The following is a 16,613-nucleotide window of genomic DNA, read 5'->3' as shown; positions in this document are numbered from 1 at the left end:
GGACGGCGGTGCACCAAACCGCCGCCGTTCACTCCGTCATGCTCCCCTTCATCCAGCAGCACTCCAGCGACATTCCACAACGAGGTAGGAATCATGGATCACATCACCACCGCCGGCCCGGCATACGCAGACACGACGCAGTCATCCACGACGCAACCAGCCAGGAACCCGGCGCCCAAAACACGCTGGTACAGGCAGTTGTACTTCTGGGTACTGACCGCCATAGTCTGCGGCATCCTGGTCGGCTGGCTCGCACCGACCGTCGGCATTGCCATGGAACCCATCGGCACGACCTTCGTAAATTCGATGAAGATGCTCATCGGCCCGATCGTTTTCCTCACCATCGTCGGCGGCATCGCCAGCGTCGCTGACCTGAAGAAGGTCGGCATGACCGGTCTGAAGGCCCTGACCTACTTCCAGGTCGGCACCATCCTCGCCATGGTCTTCGGCCTGGTCGCGATCAACCTGTTCCGCCTGGGCGACGGGGTGAACGCCGACGCCGACTCGATCGAGACTTCCGCGTCAGCCGCCAAGCTCATCGACGCCGGGCAGAACCAGGAATGGTGGCAGTTCCTCACCCACATCATCCCTAACAGCATCGTTGGCCCCTTCGTTGAGGGAGACATCCTCCAGATCATCTTCATCGCCGTGGTCTTCGGCATCGCCCTGAATGCCATGGGCAAGGTCGGCGCCCCCGTCCTGGACGGCGTGCAGCGCCTGACCGGGGTCATGTTCAAGATCCTGGGCTTCATCATGAAGGCCGCCCCGATCGGCGCGTTCGGTGCGATGGCCTACGCAGTGGGCAAATTCGGCGTCACCTCCCTCACCAGCATGGGCGGACTGATTGCCCTTTTCTACATCACCTCCATCCTCTTCGTTGTCATCGTCCTCGGCTCCGTGATGGCCTTCCTGAAGCTGAACATCTTCACAATGATCCGCCACCTCAAGGAGGAGTACATGCTCATCCTGGGCACGTCCACCGCGGAACCGGCCCTCCCGGGCCTGATGCGCAAGCTGGAACACGCAGGCGTCAAGAAGGAAACCGTCGGGCTCGTCGTCCCCACCGGCTACAGCTTCAACCTCGACGGCGCCGCGATCTACCTCTCCCTCGCGGCCCTCTACATCGCCCAGGCCACCAACACAGACCTGACACTCGGCCAGCAGCTGGGCCTGCTGGCGGTCATGCTGCTGACCTCCAAGGGGGCAGCTGGCGTCGCCGGCGGCGGTTTCATCGCCCTGACTGCCACGTTGACCACCCTTGGCACCATCCCGGCAGCCGGCATCATGCTCATCTTCGGGATCGACAAGTTCATGTCCGAGTGCCGCGCCCTGGTCAACTTCACCGGCAACGCCGTCGCCACCTTGTTCATTGCCTGGTGGGACCGCACCTTGGACGCTGACCGCGCCCGCCGCGTCTTCGCCGGCGAAACCGTTGAGCCCATGCCGGGTGAAGGGCAGAGCCAGCCCGGCGGCGCCACGGACCTCGACGATGAATTGACCGAATACAGCCGCCAGGCGCTCGAGGAAACCGGCCCCCGGCACACAGGACACTCTGGTACTTCATCCCTCGCCAAGGACCGCACCCCTGCCTACTCGGAGACCGTCTGAAATGCACAACGCGACCGCCCCGAAAACCATCCGCACGCTCATCGCACCCGATAAATTCAAAGGCAGCCTCACCGCCGGCGAGGTGGCGGATGCCCTGGCCGCGGGGCTCCGCTCGGCAACTGGTTCAGGGACCGGATCGGTCCATTGCGAGCTGCTGCCTTTGGCGGACGGAGGTGACGGCAGTGTTGACGCCGCCGTCGCCTCCGGCTTCAACCAGCGCAGCTACACCGTCGCCGGACCCACCGGCCAGCACGTCCAGGCCAGCATCGCGTTCGACGGCGCCACCGCCGTCGTCGAGGTTGCCAACACCTGCGGCCTCGCGCTCCTGCCGGGCGGGCGGCTGGAGCCGCTGAACGCCTCCAGCCGCGGCTTCGGCGAAGCAATCCTGTTCGCACTCAGCCTGAACCCGGCACGGATCGTGCTGGCCCTGGGCGGCAGTGCCAGCACCGACGGCGGCCTGGGAATGCTCACGGCCCTCGGCTTCAGCTTTCGCGACGCCGACGGCAGGCTGCTGTACGGCTCCGGAGGGGAACTGGACGAGATCCACACCGTTCACCGGTCCATCCTCCCCGAACTGGCCGGCACCGAACTCATCGTCGCGAGCGACGTCCACAACCCGCTGCTCGGGCCCCAAGGCGCAGCGGCCGTCTTCGGGCCCCAAAAGGGCGCCCGACAAGGCGACATCGAGGCCTTGGACCAAGGCCTGGAACACTTCGTTGCCAAGCTGACGGAGGCCGGATTCGCGAACGCGGCGGCCCTCGCCGGGCATGCAGGCGCCGGAAGTGCCGGAGGCATCGGCTACGCCTGCCTGCTGCTGGGCGCACACCAGGTTTCCGGTGCCGACTACTTCCTGGACCTGCTCGACTTCAACACCCGCAAGGACAACTGCGACGTCGTGATCACCGGCGAGGGCAGCATCGACGAACAGACGCTGGCCGGGAAACTGCCCGCCGCCGTCGCACGCCGGTCCGGTCAGCGCCCGATCATCGCCGTCGCCGGCCGCTCCCTGCTCCCCCGGGACCGGTGGTCCGACCTGCACCTGTCACAGGTGTACACCCTGGCGGATTACACCGATCAGGACTCCGCCAAGGACCCTGAACTTTCCGCGGCCCTGCTTCGCAGGATCGGACGGGACATCGGAAGCAGACTCCTCTAGCTTTCCCTGCTGCCGGGAGCAGGAGCGCCCGTCCGGGATCACGCGGACGGGCGCTTTGCGGCCCAACCTGCCTGTCACGGGGGCGCAGTCGCGCTCATCCGCCGATGCCGGTGACGCCGACCATCACCGGTACTATACCGATGATGAGGAGTGCACCGCTGATGTCGAACACCAGCCCAGTGCGGATCATCCTGATGATCGGCACCGTTCCGGAGCCGTAGACGATCGCGTTCTGCGGCGTCGAGACGGGGGGGCATGAACCCGAATGAGGCGGCGAACGTGGCCGCCAGGGCGGGCACGAACGGGTCAACCCCAATCGCCGCGCAGAGGGGGATGACGATGGGGACGACGACGGCTGCCGAAGCCGTGTTGCTGGTGGTCTCCGAGATGAGGATGGCCAGCACCGTGGCGAAAGCGGTGATAGCGACGACGTTCGTGGCCGGGAGGTTATTCGACGCGGCGGTCCCGATGGTCTCCGCGAGTCCGGTGGCTGCAAGGAGTGAACCGAAAATGATGCCCGTACCAAAGAGGAGGATGGTCCCCCAATCGATCCGGGCGGCGTCCGACCAGGTGAGCGTCGCCCGTCGTTCCTTCCAGTTCGTCGGCAGGATGAACAGCAGCGAGGCCCCGAGCACCGCCACGATCCCCTCGTCCAGCCGGTCATCCAGGAAGAGGTACAGCTCAGAGTCGGCGCCGGCGGCCAGGCTGATGACGGCAGGGAGCAGCCACAGGGTGACGGTGACACCGAAGGCTATGAGGGTGTTGATTTCCGCGCGGGCCATTCTGCCCTGGGCGGCCTTCTGCTCGCGGAGGTATTCCTCGACGCCCTCGATCCGCCGGACCTCGGGCCTGTTGAGCAGGAACATGATCAGTGCCAGCACCAGGAACATGGCCAGGCAGAGCGGGGCCGCGGTGGCAGTCCACTGGGCGAAGGAGATGCGCTCGCCCGTGGCCTCCTCGATCAGGCCCCGGCCGATGAGGTTGGGCGGGGACCCCACGGGTGTCAGCAGGCCTCCGACGCTGGCGCCATAGGCCAGCATCAGCATCAGCGCTGCGCCGACCCGCAGCCGCAGCGGGTCAAAGTCCGCCCGGACGATGCCACGGTCCTGCATGAGCTGGCAGATCACCGCCAAAATGCCGAGTGCTGTGGGCATCAGCATGGCAACCGTCGCCGTGTTCGATACGAAGGCCGACAACAAACAGGTGATGACCCCGAAGGCGACGATCACCCGGTAGGTGGACGTGGCCACGCCGGGTATCGAGAGCACGGCAACGGCCAGCCGCTGCGCAATGCCGTGCTTGAGCATCGCCTGGGCGAGGATGAAGGCGCCGATGAAGGTGAAGATCGTTGTCGATCCAAAGGGGGCCAGGACATCGCCGGCCGGTGCCACGCCGAGGATCACCACGGCGGCTACCCCGAGGAGGCCTCCCACCGGAATGGGCACCGGCTCACAGATCCATAGGATAATCACGCCCAGCAGGACCGCGGCCAGCAGCTGTTGCGTCCGGTCCATCGGCACCGGAAGCAGCGCGAACAGAATCGCGACGGCAGGGGCAAGGAAGAATCCCAGGGTCTGCCGCGCCCTCTCGAACTTCTCCTCCTTGGGTGACAGGGTTTGCTCACTGAGGCTCCGAAAAGTCTTCCCTCCGAGCAGGGCGGCCCGGACATCAGTGCGTCCGGACACTTTCAGAGGGTCTGCTGGCAGGTCCGTGGACATCGGCGTCCTTCCGTCGTTAGCTTCTCCTGCAGTGCCTCAGCAATTCAGCCCCTCACGGACTCCGGTCGAGGGCAGCGAGGAGCCGTCCGACCGAGCCGCCAAGGTTCCACTGCGTGGCGAGCGCCTCCAGTTCGGCGCGGGCATCGCCGGAGACAGGGTTCAGTGGCGCCCCCGCCTGTTCCAGCGTCGGCAGTTCGAGGTCGCGCACGACATTCACGACGGCGGGCGCGACCGCAAGGTAGTCCGCGGCGGCCGCCAGCTTCGACCGCACGGACGCGGACAGCCCGCTTTCCGGATCGGCCGCCGCGGCGAGCAGCCCGTCCAGCGTGCCGTACTCGGCGAGCAGCGACGCGGCGGTCTTCTCCCCGATGCCGGCGACGCCCGGCAGCCCATCGGAAGTATCGCCGCGGAGGGTCGCGAAGTCGGCATACTGCCCGGGCAACACACGGTACTTGCCAACGACCACTGCCTCGGTGAGGACCTCCAGGTTCTTCATGCCGCGCGCGGTGTAGATCACGCGCACCCGGCGGGCGTCGTCGACGACCTGGAAGAGGTCGCGGTCCCCCGTCACGACGTCGACGGGCAGCCCGGCGTGGCTGGCGTAGGTGCCGACGACGTCGTCGGCCTCATGCCCGGCAGCCCCCACGACGGCGATGCCGGCGAGGTCAAGCACGCGGCGGATCAACGGAATCTGCGCCCGAAGCGCGTCCGGAACGATCTCCACATCGGGGGCATCCGCCACCGCCTCTGCCACCCGGTGCGACTTGTAGCTCGGTATAAGGTCCACCCGCCACTGCGGACGCCAGTCGTCGTCCCAGCACGCAACGAGATGCGTCGCCTCGTAGTCCGTGGTGAGGCGGGCGATCATGTCGAGCAGCCCGCGGACGGCGTTCACGGGCGTTCCGTCGGCGCGGCGGATCGTATCGGGAATGCCATAGAAGGCGCGGAAGTACAGGGACGCGGTGTCGAGCAGCATCAGACGTTGGGCCATGACTGATCCTGACACGGCTGTGCCTGTTTCGCGCTGGACCGTCCGTTCCGTGTTCTTGTCGGCGGTCAAGGCACGACGTACGAGCCCGTCCAGCCGGCCACTATGCTTCCTTTTCCTGGGCGGCCTCGGTGAAGAGGGCTCCCTGTGCAGCTTCGGAACCCGACTTCCCGCCGCCTGCGCCGCGCAAAATGAACGCGATCCCGACGGCGGCGGCAGCTCCGGCCAGGGGCCCGGCGACGTACACCCAATAGTGGCTGAAATTTCCGCCCACAAGGTCGGGCCCGAAAGTCCGGGCGGGATTCATCGAAGTGCCTGAAATGGGACTGCCCCACAGCCCTGCCAGGGCAATGTAGCCGCCTACCGCAAACGCCCCGAGGAGCCCGATGTTCTGGGCCCCGGAGGCCGTTCCGAGGATGACGCTGACCAGCGCCAAAGTCAGAAGCGCCTCCATCCAGAACGCGGCGACCGCCGGGTAGTTCGCAGCCGGGTAGTTCGAACCGAAGGTGGCGGAGACGCCGATGACGGCCTGCAGCAGCAGACAGGCAAGCGTCGCGCCGATGAGCTGAACGACGATGTAGCCCGGCACCCGGCGCCACGGGAAGTCGCCGCGGAGCGCGAACGCGAGGCTGACTGCAGGGTTCAAATGGGCACCCGAGATTTTGCCCATGAACAGAATGATCCCCAACACCATTAAGCCGGGAGCCACCACGGCCGACGTGCGGCTGATGACACCGGGAAAGGCCTGGCTCATCATTCCGCCCCCGGCAGCCACGATGACGAGCAGAAATGTGCCGTATAGCTCCGAGAACAGGCGCCGCCATTCCTGGCGTGGATCATCGAAATCCTGGATTCGAAGCAGGATGTTCTGCTCGACCGCCCCCAGCTCGTTGGCAAGGGTTCGCTCATTCACGTGGGCTTCACGCGCACCCCTGCGTCCGCTTGCGTTATTGCCCTGATTTTTCGCCATGGCATTCGCCTCCGCCGGTGCTGGCTTCGTGACCTGCCGTGCCCGACGCGGGCCGGCACCGCAGAAGCCCAATGTACCGCTGCCAGGGCCTGCTGTCATCGCCGTTCTCGTTGCTGTTCAAGGGGGACGGTAGCGCTGCCGTCCGCGAAGGGATCCGGCCGGGCATTTCCTGAGGACTTCCGGGGAACAAAGTCCTACGATTCAGCCATGAGGCAAGAGACGTGGATGAAGTATTCCGAGTTGCCCCTCGTCGGGGCGGCCTTCCTTTTCCTGGCGGCATATTCCATTCTGATCATCGCGGAACCGCCGGCCCCTTACGCGGACGCGCTGGTCATTGTCATCTGGTCAACATGGGTTGCCTTCGGCGTCGATTACATCGTGAAATTGCTCTTGGCGCCGCAGCCGGTGCGGTGGTTCATCCGCCACCCTTTGGAGTTGCTGATGGTGGTACTCCCGGTGATGCGGCCATTGCGGCTGCTGAGGCCTTTTACGTTGCGCCAGGTCATGGAGCGGGCCCCGGGAACGGCAATCAGAACGCGCCTCATGGCCTACGTCATTGCATCGGCCCTCCTTCTCATCTACACCGTTGCCCTGAGCGTCCTCAGTTTCGAAAAGAGCGCCCCGAACGCGAATATCACCACGATGGGTGACTCCCTGTGGTGGGCCATGGTCACGATCACAACGATCGGTTACGGCGACTTTTATCCCGTCACTATGCCGGGCCGTTGGGCTGCCGCTGCGCTGATGATCGGCGGGTTTGTCGTCTTGAGTATGGTCACCGCGACCGTGTCATCCTGGCTGGTCGAAAGTGTCACCGCCGCGACGAACGCACGGGCGAAAGCGGATGAATCCGCAAGGAGCGACGAACTCGCCCGGCTCACGGCGCAGGTCGAGAGGCTCCATGGCCGCACCCTGGGCCCGGTGGAAACCGTCAGTGGCCCTACGGAAGTCAAGCCACGCAAGGAACCAGATTAGGGGTGCGCCCGCAGCGCGTTGACGATTCAGCGCCGCAAGGCCACAATCGCATTGTGAGGCGGTCGGCCCGGGCCCTCCGGTCGCCTTGGATCGTCAATGTGCACCGATTCAGATGAGCCCGAAACCAAGGCGCCTTACGCGCTCAGCCGGCACCAACGCCTGGCACCTGTTGCCGGTGACGGTTCCTGATGTAAATGGGAGGGTCACCGATCATGGCCGGGACCAAAGTCAAGCACCCGAGTGTTGAAAAACGTGCTGCAAAGGGTAAAGGGTGCCGCGAGAAGACACCCGTTTCCAGCCACGCAGGCTGGACTCCCGCCACCGACCGCCCGGATCCGGTCGCGTTGCTCGAGGAACAGAACCGCACCCGGGAGCAGGACCTGGTACCGGTACGACACGGCCGAATGCTGGTCTCCCCGTTCACGTTTTACCGTGGTGCGGCGAAGATCATGGCGGCCGACCTGAAAGACACGCCCCGGGCAGACCTGCGCGTCCAGCTGTGCGGAGACGCCCACCTTTCCAACTTCGGGGTCTTCGCTTCGCCGGAACGGACTTTGCTGTTCGACCTGAACGACTTCGACGAGACGCTCCCGGGCCCGTTCGAGTATGACGTCAAGCGGATGGCGGCGAGTTTTACAATTGCGGCGCGTAACAACGCGTTCACCAAGGAAGAAACACGCGACGCGACTCTCAGGGCGGTCCGGGCGTACCGGGAGGCGATGGCCGAGTTCGCGCAAATGCGCACCCTGGACATCTGGTACTCACGCCTGTCCGAGGAGCAACTGATGGAAGCCATCGACCTGGCCGTGGCAAGCCAGAAGGGGAAGGCCCTCAAGAAGGTTGCCCAAGGAATGGTGAAAGCGGCACGGCAGAACGTCGCCAAGGCGCACACCAGGGACAGCCTGCAGGCCCTGTCCAAGCTCGCCGAGCGCGTTGACGGGAAGTACCGGATTGTCAGTCAACCGCCCATTGTCGTTCCCGTCCGGGAACTGGCAGCCACGTACGGTATGTCTGGCGAGGATGTTGAGAACGCGGTTCGTGACCAGCTCCGTTCCTACCGGGCCACGCTGCCGGATGACCGGCGCCACCTGCTCGAACAATTCGAAGTCATCGACGTTGCCCGCAAGGTCGTCGGCGTCGGCAGCGTCGGCACGCGGGCGTTCATCGCCTTGCTCCAGGGACGCGACCAAGAGGATCCCTTGTTCCTCCAGGTCAAGGAAGCCACGAAATCTGTGCTCGAGGACCACTTGCCCAAGAGCCATTACAAGCAGCCGGGCGAACGTGTCGTTCAGGGACAGCGGATGATGCAGGCCGCGAGCGACATCTTCCTGGGGTGGACCAAAGGCGTGCAGGACAACCGGTACCTGTACTGGCGCCAACTGCGTGACATGAAGGGCTCAGCCGTTGTGGAAGGGATGAAGCCGCTCGGCATGAACTTCTACGCCAACGCATGCGGCTGGACCCTGGCCCGGGCCCACGCCAGGTCCGGCGACCCGGTCGCGATCGCGTCCTACCTCGGCAAGAGCGACAAGTTCGACCTGTCCATCACCGACTTTTCCGAGCGTTACGCCGACCAGAACGAAAGGGACTACCAGGCATTCGCCGACGCAGTGCGGTCCGGCCGGCTGCCGGCAGCCGACGCCGTTTAGGCCGGCGTTACGGCTGCTGCCAGCTCGCGGCCGGCAGAACGACACCTTGCTGTGCGACTAGTGCGCGGCGCCCCCTGCGGAGGACGACGACGGCGGCCAACCCGGCAGCCGCGAGGAGTGCCACGCCCCAAGCCGTCACGGTAGCGTCGGGGCGCACGACCGGCTGCCCGGCCAGGGCCTGCACCGTGAGCAGCGCCACGGCACCCAGGTAGGACAGGACGAGGATCCAGATCAGGCCCAGGCGCGTCGCGGCCGCCCGGAGAAGCGGAACCCGGCGGGCACCGAACTCGAGCAGCAGGGCCGAGAGCGGGATGAGCTGGAGGGCGTGCATGCCCACGAAATGGGGAACGCGCAGGTCGCCAGCTGAGGTGCTCCAACCCAGCAGCGGGAGGCCGGGGCCGCCGTCGGGAAGGCCAACCGTGTGTGCCCCGACGATGCCCCGAAAACTGTTGAGCTGCTCCGCGGTGGGGCCTGTCATGAGGAACGCAAGCGCCATGCCGACGAGCGCGATGACGAACCCGGCGCGGATCGCCAGCGAACGCACCGGGTCACTGAGCGGAGCCCTGAAGAGCAACAGCGCCGTAACAAGGCCAGCGATCCAAACGATAACGATTGACGCGGCCATGACGGACCAGAGGCTGGCGGCAACGGGCGTGGAAACGTTGAAGTGGCTTTTGTTGCCTGCCGCTGCGGCTCCCCCAATGATGACGATTTCCACCGCGAGGAAGACCGCCGCCAAGGTGCCTGCCCACCACGCCAGCCGCCGCCAGCGCTGCAGCTGGCCGAGCAGCCAGGACAGTGTCAGGGCATAGATCAGAATGGAGACGGAGAATTTAAAGGGCTTGGCCCAGAGCGGTGCCCCGTCCAGCAACCGGGGGTCGAGGGCCAGCCCGGCCAGGGCTGCGAGGGTCGAGGCGGCCATAGCGAGGCTGAGCCAGAGCAGCGGGCGGTGCCAGCGGGTCTGCACGGCAAGAAACGGGGAAGCTGCTGTTACGGACATTCTTGCTCCTTGGCGGGTGCACGGACTGGCTCGAACGGGACAGGATGGCGCAGGGCCGAGACATGCTCCTGCGCGGCACGGCGAAGCCCCGAAAAGAGGGCGTCGCCCAATACGGTGCCGATGACCACGGTCTCGGCCATGGCCTCACGGCTGCCGCGGGCCTCGACCAGATCCAGGTCTGCCTCGGCCACTAGCAGGGCCGCGGCGGCATAGCGCGAGAACCAGTCCCGGTCATCCCGCTGGCCCAGCGCATTGAAGGTCTCCAGCACGCGGGCCGCGGCGAGCCGGCCCGGGTTGTCCGCTGAGACGCGCCAGCCCTCGACCAGCCGGTCGATGCCTGCCAGGGCCTCGGGGTCCATCCCGCCCGGATCGATGTCGGCGGAGACCGCCCGCTGGGCCACCCCGAATGAGTGGGCCAGGGGAAGCTCCGAGTCCACGGCATCGATCACGCCACGGGCCGACGCGACGCTGAGTCCACCGACGTCGAGGAGGCCACGAATGAGCCGCAACCGGCGCAGGTGCTGCTCACCGTAGCGCGACTGATTGGGACCCGTCCGTTCACCCGCCGGAAGCAGCCGCTCGCGCAGATAGAACTTGATGGTGGCGACCGGAATGCCGCTGGTTTTGCTCAGTTCAGCCATTCGCATGTAGATAGTATGACTATCGGAGAGTCCCACTGTCTATAGTTTGACCTACTCCGTCGAGCCGGTCTGCGGCTTTTACGCGCCCCCGGATTGAGACTCGCCCGGGATCGCGCCTGGAACGGATGAATAGCACAATCGCCATGGGCCGTAGGCGCATCCAGCGCTGCTGCTTCGGCTGGTCGGTGGGTGTGCACGCCACAAACCCGCATCGAGCGAACAGTGCTCCGGGGCGAACTCGGATCACTGTCCACCGCAGAACTCAACGCCGACCTCGAACAAGCGATCCTTCGAGCAACCACCCTCCTGGGCTCTGATTCCGAACTCCAGTATCCGCGAAGAACTCAGCGCAATACTTGACGCTTCAACTTTTTCGGAGTACCTTAGTTGTAGCTTCAACAAACGCTCCCCCAGTAGAACAGAATCTGATGAAAACCCTCCTGGCCCGCATATTCGGAAAGAAGACTCCAATGACGAACCTCACCATCATCGGCAACGGAAACATGGCCCGCGGCATCGCAACCCGTGCCCTCGCCGGCGGCCTGGCCGTCGAGATCCTCGGACAGGACGCCACCAAGGCGCAGGAACTGGCCGCCGAGTTCGGCGCCGGCGTCACCTTCGGCACAACGGTGGACGCTCCGAAGGGCCAGATCGTGGTCCTGGCGGTTCCGTTCGACGCCGCGAAGTCCATTGTCAGGGCCTATGGCGATGCGCTGGCCGGCAAGACCGTCGTGGACATCACCAACCCGGTGAACTTCGAGACCTTCGATTCGCTGGTTGTTGAACCCGGGAACTCCGCCGCCGAGGAAATCTCGCAGCTTGTCCCCGCCGGTGCCCATGTGGTCAAGGCCTTCAACACGACCTTCGCCGGCACCCTGGTGGCCGGCGAGTCCGGCGGACAGCCGCTGGACGTCTTCATCGCCGGGGACAACGCAGCGGCCAACGCTGCTGTCAGCAGCTTCGTCGGCGCCGGCGGCATGCGCCCCCTGGTCGTCGGTCCGCTCAAGCGCGCCCGTGAACTCGAAGGCTTCCAGTTCGTCCTCATGACCATGCAGGCCAACCCGGAGTTCGCCGACTTCAACTGGGACACGGGTCTTCAGGTCACCAAGTAGCAACCGGCTTGCAGCCGTAGGAACCAGGAGCACGACGGCGGGAACATTCCCGCCGTCGTGCTCTTTTGTGCTCCGCCGGCTGGCCGATCCTGCCGGATGAAAATGTGTCCGCCCGTGGCGGGGCTGCTGCAATTCCCTACAGACAGGCGGAACCGGCGTTGGATAAGATCAGGCTCCCACGGTCCATCAACCCGACGCCCCGGCGGTTCGGCCAGACCGACAGATCGCCGGGCTGAGCAGAGAGGCCAGCCATGGACTTCGTCCCGGCCAGTGAGCATCCGCTGGATCCCTTTCCCCAGTACGAGCGGATGCGGCAATCAGCACCCGTCTTTCTCGACGAGCAGTCGGGAAGCTGGCACGTGTTCCGGTATGACGACGTGCAACGGGTGCTGTCCGAACACGCCACGTTTTCCTCGCGGATGGGCGGCGACGAGTCATCCGCGGCGGGCCACCTGTTCGCGTCGAGCCTGATCACCACAGACCCGCCGCGGCACCGGCAGCTACGCTCCCTGGTCACCCAGGCATTCACGCCGAAGGCCGTCGATGCGCTCGCTCCCCGGATTTCCGAACTTACGGACGAACTGCTGGAAGGGATCGCCCCCCTCGGAACATCGGACCTGATCGAGGCGCTGGCGTACCCCTTGCCGGTCATCGTAATCTCGGAACTTATGGGCATCCCCGCGGAGGACCGGGACCGGTTCAAGCGGTGGTCCGATGTGATCGTGAGCCAAACGCGGACCGGTGCGGCGACTGAGGACCACCAGTCCGCGAACCAGGAGATGACCGGGTACTTCCTGGACCTGATCGAACGGCGGCGGCGCCGGCCCGGCGATGATTTGATCAGCAACCTGCTCGCCGCCGAGATTGACGGGCAGAAACTGAACGTGGCTGAACTGCTGGGCTTCTGCGCGCTGCTGCTCGTCGCCGGTAATGAAACAACCACCAACCTGATCGGCAACGCGGTTCTTTGCTTTACCGAAGTGCCCGGCACCATCGAGCGGATTGTGAAGGAGCCATCACGGCTTGCGCAGGCCATCGAAGAAGTGCTCCGCTTTCGGTCACCGGTGCAGTCCATGTACCGGGTGACCGTTGCCGACACGACCCTGGGCGGCGTCCAGATTCCGGCCGGCGCCCCGGTGGTGGCCTGGATCGGCTCCGCAAACCGCGACGAGCGGCAGTTCGCGCGGCCCGCGCAGTTCGACGTCGACCGCGGCCAGATCCGGCATCTGGCCTTCGGCCACGGCGTCCACTTCTGCCTCGGTGCCCCGCTGGCCCGGCTTGAAGCACGGATCGCACTGGAGGCGACCCTGTCCCGGCTGCCCGGACTGAGCCTGGTCCCGGGATCGCAGCTGGAACGGATGGACAGCACCATCGTCTATGGTGTGAAGTCGCTTCCGGTCAGGTGGCAGGCGGCCTGAATGAACCCGTCGAAGACCCCGGCCGGGATCATCAATATTGCCGGCGCCGAAGTGAGGATCTCGAGTCCGGACAAGGTGGTGTTTCCCGAGCCAGGGCTGACGAAGCTCGATTTGGTTCGCTACTACCTCGCTGTCGCCGACGGGGCGCTGCGGGGCGCCGGCGGACGGCCCATGGTGCTCAAGCGCTTCCCGAAAGGGATCGGCGCTGAGCCGTTCTTCCAGAAGCGGGTGCCAGACGGCCATCCCGACTTCATCGACACGGCGACGCTGCACTACGCGTCGGGGACATCAGCCGAGGAAGCCGTCATCCGGGATGCTGCGGGCCTGGCGTGGGTCGTTAACCTTGGATGCCTGGACCTCAACCCGCACCCCGTGCGCGCTGAGGATCTCGAGCACCCCGACGAGCTCCGGGTCGATCTTGACCCGATGCCGGGGGTCGACTGGAAGCAGATTGTCGACGTCGCCTACGTCGCACGGGATGTGCTCGACGACGTGGGACTGGTGGGGTGGCCGAAGACGAGCGGGTCGCGGGGCCTCCACATCCTGGTCCGCATCGCGCCCCGGTGGTCATACCGCGACGTGCGGCTGGCCGCCGAGACCCTCGCCCGGGAGGTCGAAAACCGGGCTCCGGGCCTCGCCACGGCGCGGTGGTGGAAGGAGGAGCGCGGCGAGAGTGTCTTCGTCGACTTCAACCAGAACGCCAAGGACCGCACCGTGGCATCGGCGTATTCGATCCGGCCCCTGCCCGACGCCCGGGTCTCGACCCCGCTCACCTGGGCCGAAGTCAGCTCGACCCGACCGGAGCAATTCACGGTTCCCACGGTGCTCGAGCGTTTCGCGGCGGTGGGCGACCCCCACGCCGGCATAGACGACGCTGTCGGGGCACTCGACGGACTTCTCAGCTTGGCGGCCGGGCTCGGCCCCGCCGATAAGCCGCCGCGCGGCAGCGACGGCTCGGGCCGCCGGCAGTCGGTGATGCCGCTGATCGAGGTGGCCCGTACCAAGACCAAGGCCGAGGCTCTGGCGGCACTCGACGAATGGGCAACCCGGCATGCCGGCGTCGTGCCAGCACTGCATCCGGCCGACATACTCGTCGACGGAATGCGCGGATCGAGTTCGCTCTGGTACCGGGTGCGGGTGAACCTGCAGCACGTTCCCGAAAATGAGCGTCCGCGGCAGGAGGAGCTCATCGCCGACTACGACCCGTGGGCGGGCAAACAGTGGCCGGGGCACCCCGGGTCCTGACAGCACCGGATGGTGTTGTCGATCCCCCTACCGGGTTCAGTTCAGACCCGGCGGTTCACGGTGCCCGCCGGGAGCCGCCGCGGCTGGCCGTCCGACATACTGGTTACATGCAGGCGACGACGGTGTTGGTCGAGGGCGAGAGTGACCGGTTGGCGGTCGAGACGCTGGCTATTCGCCTCGGCCTTGACCTGACAGCCTTGCGGGTGTCGGTCGTGCCGATGGGAGGCGCCACCAGCATTGTCCGATTCCTCGACCGCTACGGACCGAATGGCGCAGGCCACCGGTTGCTGGGCCTGTGCGATGAGGGGGAATCCCGTGGCATCGCCCGCGCGCTCGGCCGCGCAGGTATCGGGCCCGGTCCGCTGGCTGAGCTTGGGTTCCATGTCTGTCGCGCCGATCTAGAGGACGAACTCATCCGCTGCCTGGGGATCGATGACGTGCTCAAAGTCATCGCGGCTCAAGGCGAGCTCGCGTCGTTCCGGCTTCTGCAACGCCAGCCGTCACTGCGGGAGCGGCCAGTAACCGCGCAGCTGCAACGGTTCTTCGGAGGACGCAGCGGTAACAAGGTCCGCTACGCGCCACTGCTGGTCGACGCTTTGCCGGCTGGACATGCGCCTCCGCCGCTCGCCCGGCTCGTCGCTTCCTTGGTGGTGTGATCGCCCGGCGCAGGCTGAAATCCACTGGCGTTGCAGGCGGCGCCCGAGGGGCTGTTGATCACGCGTCGTCCGACCACTACCGTTACGTGACGTGGACCTGACTTTCAGCGCGGATGTGTTCGAATGGCGTGGGCCCGCGCCGTTCTACTGGTTGTCGCCGCCCTCGGACATATGTGACTACCTCCGGGCCGAGGCAGCAGCCGTCACCTACGGTTGGGGCGCCATCCCGGTGTGCGTGCGGATCGGCGGCACCGAATGGGAGACCTCGCTGCTGCCGCGCAACGGTGAGTACGTGCTGCCGGTGAAAAAGCACGTCCGCGCGCAGGAACATTTCGGCGACGGTGACACTGTAACGGTCACCATGAGCGTGGCTCCCCGCGGGGGTCGGGCCGCGAACGGCACCGGCCCAACCGTGTGAGGCACCTGCCCAGGAAAACATCTGATGCCTGACAGTTCACCCATAGGCCATGAGCAGTTCGACGCGAGTGCACAAAGTTTCGAGAGCGTAGGTGAGCGAGACCGGCACTTGCCGGTTCAGAACAGGAAGAGGTTGTCCATGCGTCGTACAGAACGCGTGCTCGGGATCGTCACAGGGTTGGCAGTTGCCGCCCTAAGTGCGTTCACCGCACCGGCCGCTCAGGCCGCACAGAGCATAGCCCAAGGCAACGGGTCCCACTCGACCGTCCAGGTCATCGCCCACCGGGGCTCCAGCGGAGCAGCCCCCGAAAACACCCTCGCGGCCGTGGAGCTCGCGCTGCAGCAGGACGTCGACGTCGTCGAGAACGACATCCAGCGCACCACCGACGGCGCCCTCGTGATCATTCACGACACGACTTTGGCCCGCACGACCGATGTCGAGACTGTCTTCCCCGACCGGGCACCGTGGAACGTCCGCGACTTCACGCTCGCCGAGATCAAGCAGCTCGACGCCGGCTCGTGGTTCGCGCCGCAGTTCGCCGGCCAGCGCGTGCCGACGCTCGCAGAGTGGGCGCACGCCGTGGGCCGTCAAACCGGCATGCTGTTGGAGGTCAAGTCGCCCGAGCTCTACCCGGGCATTGAGATCGACGTCGACAGGGAGCTGCGTACGCTGCCCGAATTCACCCAGGCCCTGCGGCACGGCCGGGTAATGATGCAGTCGTTCAACCACGAGTGGCTGCGCGCCTATGATGCCCTCGCGGTGGACGTACCGGTCGGCCTGCTCTTCGCCGGCGGCCCGCCGTCCGACGCGCAACTCGCCGACGCCGCCACTTGGGCGCAGGCCGCCAACCCGGCCCTCGGCGACATGACCCAAGGCACCGTCGCGATGATCCACGGCTACGGCCTGAAGACGTACACCTGGACCGTGAACGGCGGCCAGGACATGCGCCGCGCCATCAACTGGGGCGTCGACGGGGTCATCACCAACTACCCACAGGTGCTGCGGGGCATCCTCTAGATTCGGCGCTCACACCTGGGCTTTGTTAGTCCGGTGCAGGGT

Annotated in this window: 15 protein-coding genes; 10 read left to right on the top strand and 5 right to left on the bottom strand. The window is 65.9% G+C overall.

Annotated elements, in window-relative coordinates:
• Positions 1–93: 93 nt before the first annotated feature.
• Together dctA and LDO13_RS08225 are read left to right on the top strand one after the other, a co-directional pair.
• Positions 94–1,608, top strand: coding sequence for a C4-dicarboxylate transporter DctA (gene dctA / locus LDO13_RS08230; protein WP_224049502.1), 1,515 nt, complete (start codon positions 94–96; stop codon positions 1,606–1,608).
• Between the two features lies 1 nt (position 1,609).
• Entirely contained in the window at positions 1,610–2,764 is a 1,155-nt protein-coding gene (locus LDO13_RS08225) for a glycerate kinase (protein ID WP_224049501.1), read from the top strand.
• Positions 2,765–2,838: 74 nt separating this feature from the next.
• Here the strand turns inward: LDO13_RS08225 and LDO13_RS08220 are convergent, their stop codons facing one another.
• From LDO13_RS08220 to LDO13_RS08210, 3 genes are all read right to left on the bottom strand, one after another.
• The gene (locus LDO13_RS08220; RefSeq protein WP_224049500.1) at positions 2,839–4,449 is read right to left on the bottom strand and encodes a DASS family sodium-coupled anion symporter; all 1,611 of its coding nucleotides are present in this window, start codon (positions 4,447–4,449) and stop codon (positions 2,839–2,841) included.
• An 85-nt stretch (positions 4,450–4,534) separates the two neighbouring features.
• Positions 4,535–5,473: a 5'-3' exonuclease gene (locus tag LDO13_RS08215; protein ID WP_224049499.1), complete on the bottom strand. Its 939-nt coding sequence runs from the start codon at positions 5,471–5,473 to the stop codon at positions 4,535–4,537.
• 100 nt (positions 5,474–5,573) lie between these two features.
• A complete protein-coding gene (locus LDO13_RS08210) occupies positions 5,574–6,383 on the bottom strand; it encodes an aquaporin (RefSeq protein WP_224049498.1) in 810 nt (269 codons plus the stop codon).
• Between the two features lie 282 nt (positions 6,384–6,665).
• Between LDO13_RS08210 and LDO13_RS08205 the strand changes: the two genes are divergently transcribed.
• Complete coding sequence (locus tag LDO13_RS08205) at positions 6,666–7,415, top strand: potassium channel family protein (RefSeq protein WP_224049497.1); 750 nt, start codon at positions 6,666–6,668, stop codon at positions 7,413–7,415.
• Positions 7,416–7,627: 212 nt separating this feature from the next.
• Positions 7,628–9,064, top strand: a complete 1,437-nt coding sequence (locus LDO13_RS08200; RefSeq protein WP_224049496.1) for a DUF2252 domain-containing protein — start codon at positions 7,628–7,630, stop codon at positions 9,062–9,064.
• Positions 9,065–9,071: 7 nt separating this feature from the next.
• Here LDO13_RS08200 and LDO13_RS08195 read toward each other — a convergent pair whose 3' ends face one another.
• Positions 9,072–10,064 (bottom strand): hypothetical protein, encoded by a 993-nt coding sequence (locus LDO13_RS08195; RefSeq protein ID WP_224049495.1) that lies wholly within the window; start codon positions 10,062–10,064, stop codon positions 9,072–9,074.
• On the bottom strand, positions 10,055–10,705 hold the full coding sequence (locus tag LDO13_RS08190; protein WP_224049494.1) for a MerR family transcriptional regulator: 651 nt from the start codon (positions 10,703–10,705) through the stop codon (positions 10,055–10,057). Before LDO13_RS08190 ends, LDO13_RS08195 begins: the two co-directional genes overlap by 10 nt.
• 470 nt (positions 10,706–11,175) lie before the next feature.
• Here LDO13_RS08190 and LDO13_RS08185 point away from each other — a divergent pair, with 470 nt between their 5' ends.
• The 6 genes from LDO13_RS08185 to LDO13_RS08160 all read left to right on the top strand — a co-directional run bounded on the left by LDO13_RS08185 (position 11,176) and on the right by LDO13_RS08160 (position 16,571).
• Positions 11,176–11,817: an NADPH-dependent F420 reductase gene (locus LDO13_RS08185; RefSeq protein WP_224049493.1), complete on the top strand. Its 642-nt coding sequence runs from the start codon at positions 11,176–11,178 to the stop codon at positions 11,815–11,817.
• A gap of 251 nt (positions 11,818–12,068) precedes the next feature.
• The gene (locus LDO13_RS08180) at positions 12,069–13,235 is read left to right on the top strand and encodes a cytochrome P450 (RefSeq protein ID WP_224049492.1); all 1,167 of its coding nucleotides are present in this window, start codon (positions 12,069–12,071) and stop codon (positions 13,233–13,235) included.
• The gene (gene ligD, locus LDO13_RS08175) at positions 13,236–14,480 is read left to right on the top strand and encodes a non-homologous end-joining DNA ligase (RefSeq protein WP_224049491.1); all 1,245 of its coding nucleotides are present in this window, start codon (positions 13,236–13,238) and stop codon (positions 14,478–14,480) included. It abuts the gene before it with no gap.
• A gap of 107 nt (positions 14,481–14,587) precedes the next feature.
• On the top strand, positions 14,588–15,136 hold the full coding sequence (locus tag LDO13_RS08170) for a TOPRIM nucleotidyl transferase/hydrolase domain-containing protein (protein ID WP_224049490.1): 549 nt from the start codon (positions 14,588–14,590) through the stop codon (positions 15,134–15,136).
• 91 nt (positions 15,137–15,227) lie between these two features.
• Positions 15,228–15,554 carry a DUF1905 domain-containing protein gene (locus tag LDO13_RS08165; protein ID WP_224049489.1) on the top strand — a complete coding sequence of 109 codons (327 nt, stop codon included), beginning with the start codon at positions 15,228–15,230 and terminating at the stop codon, positions 15,552–15,554.
• A gap of 138 nt (positions 15,555–15,692) precedes the next feature.
• Positions 15,693–16,571 (top strand): glycerophosphodiester phosphodiesterase family protein, encoded by an 879-nt coding sequence (locus LDO13_RS08160; RefSeq protein WP_224049488.1) that lies wholly within the window; start codon positions 15,693–15,695, stop codon positions 16,569–16,571.
• Positions 16,572–16,613: the final 42 nt, after the last annotated feature.

This window comes from Arthrobacter sp. NicSoilB4, assembly GCF_019977335.1.
GTDB lineage: Bacteria > Actinomycetota > Actinomycetes > Actinomycetales > Micrococcaceae > Arthrobacter.
The sequence above is the reverse complement of the archived record's forward strand: the minus strand, read 5'-3'. Positions and strand labels throughout refer to the sequence as shown.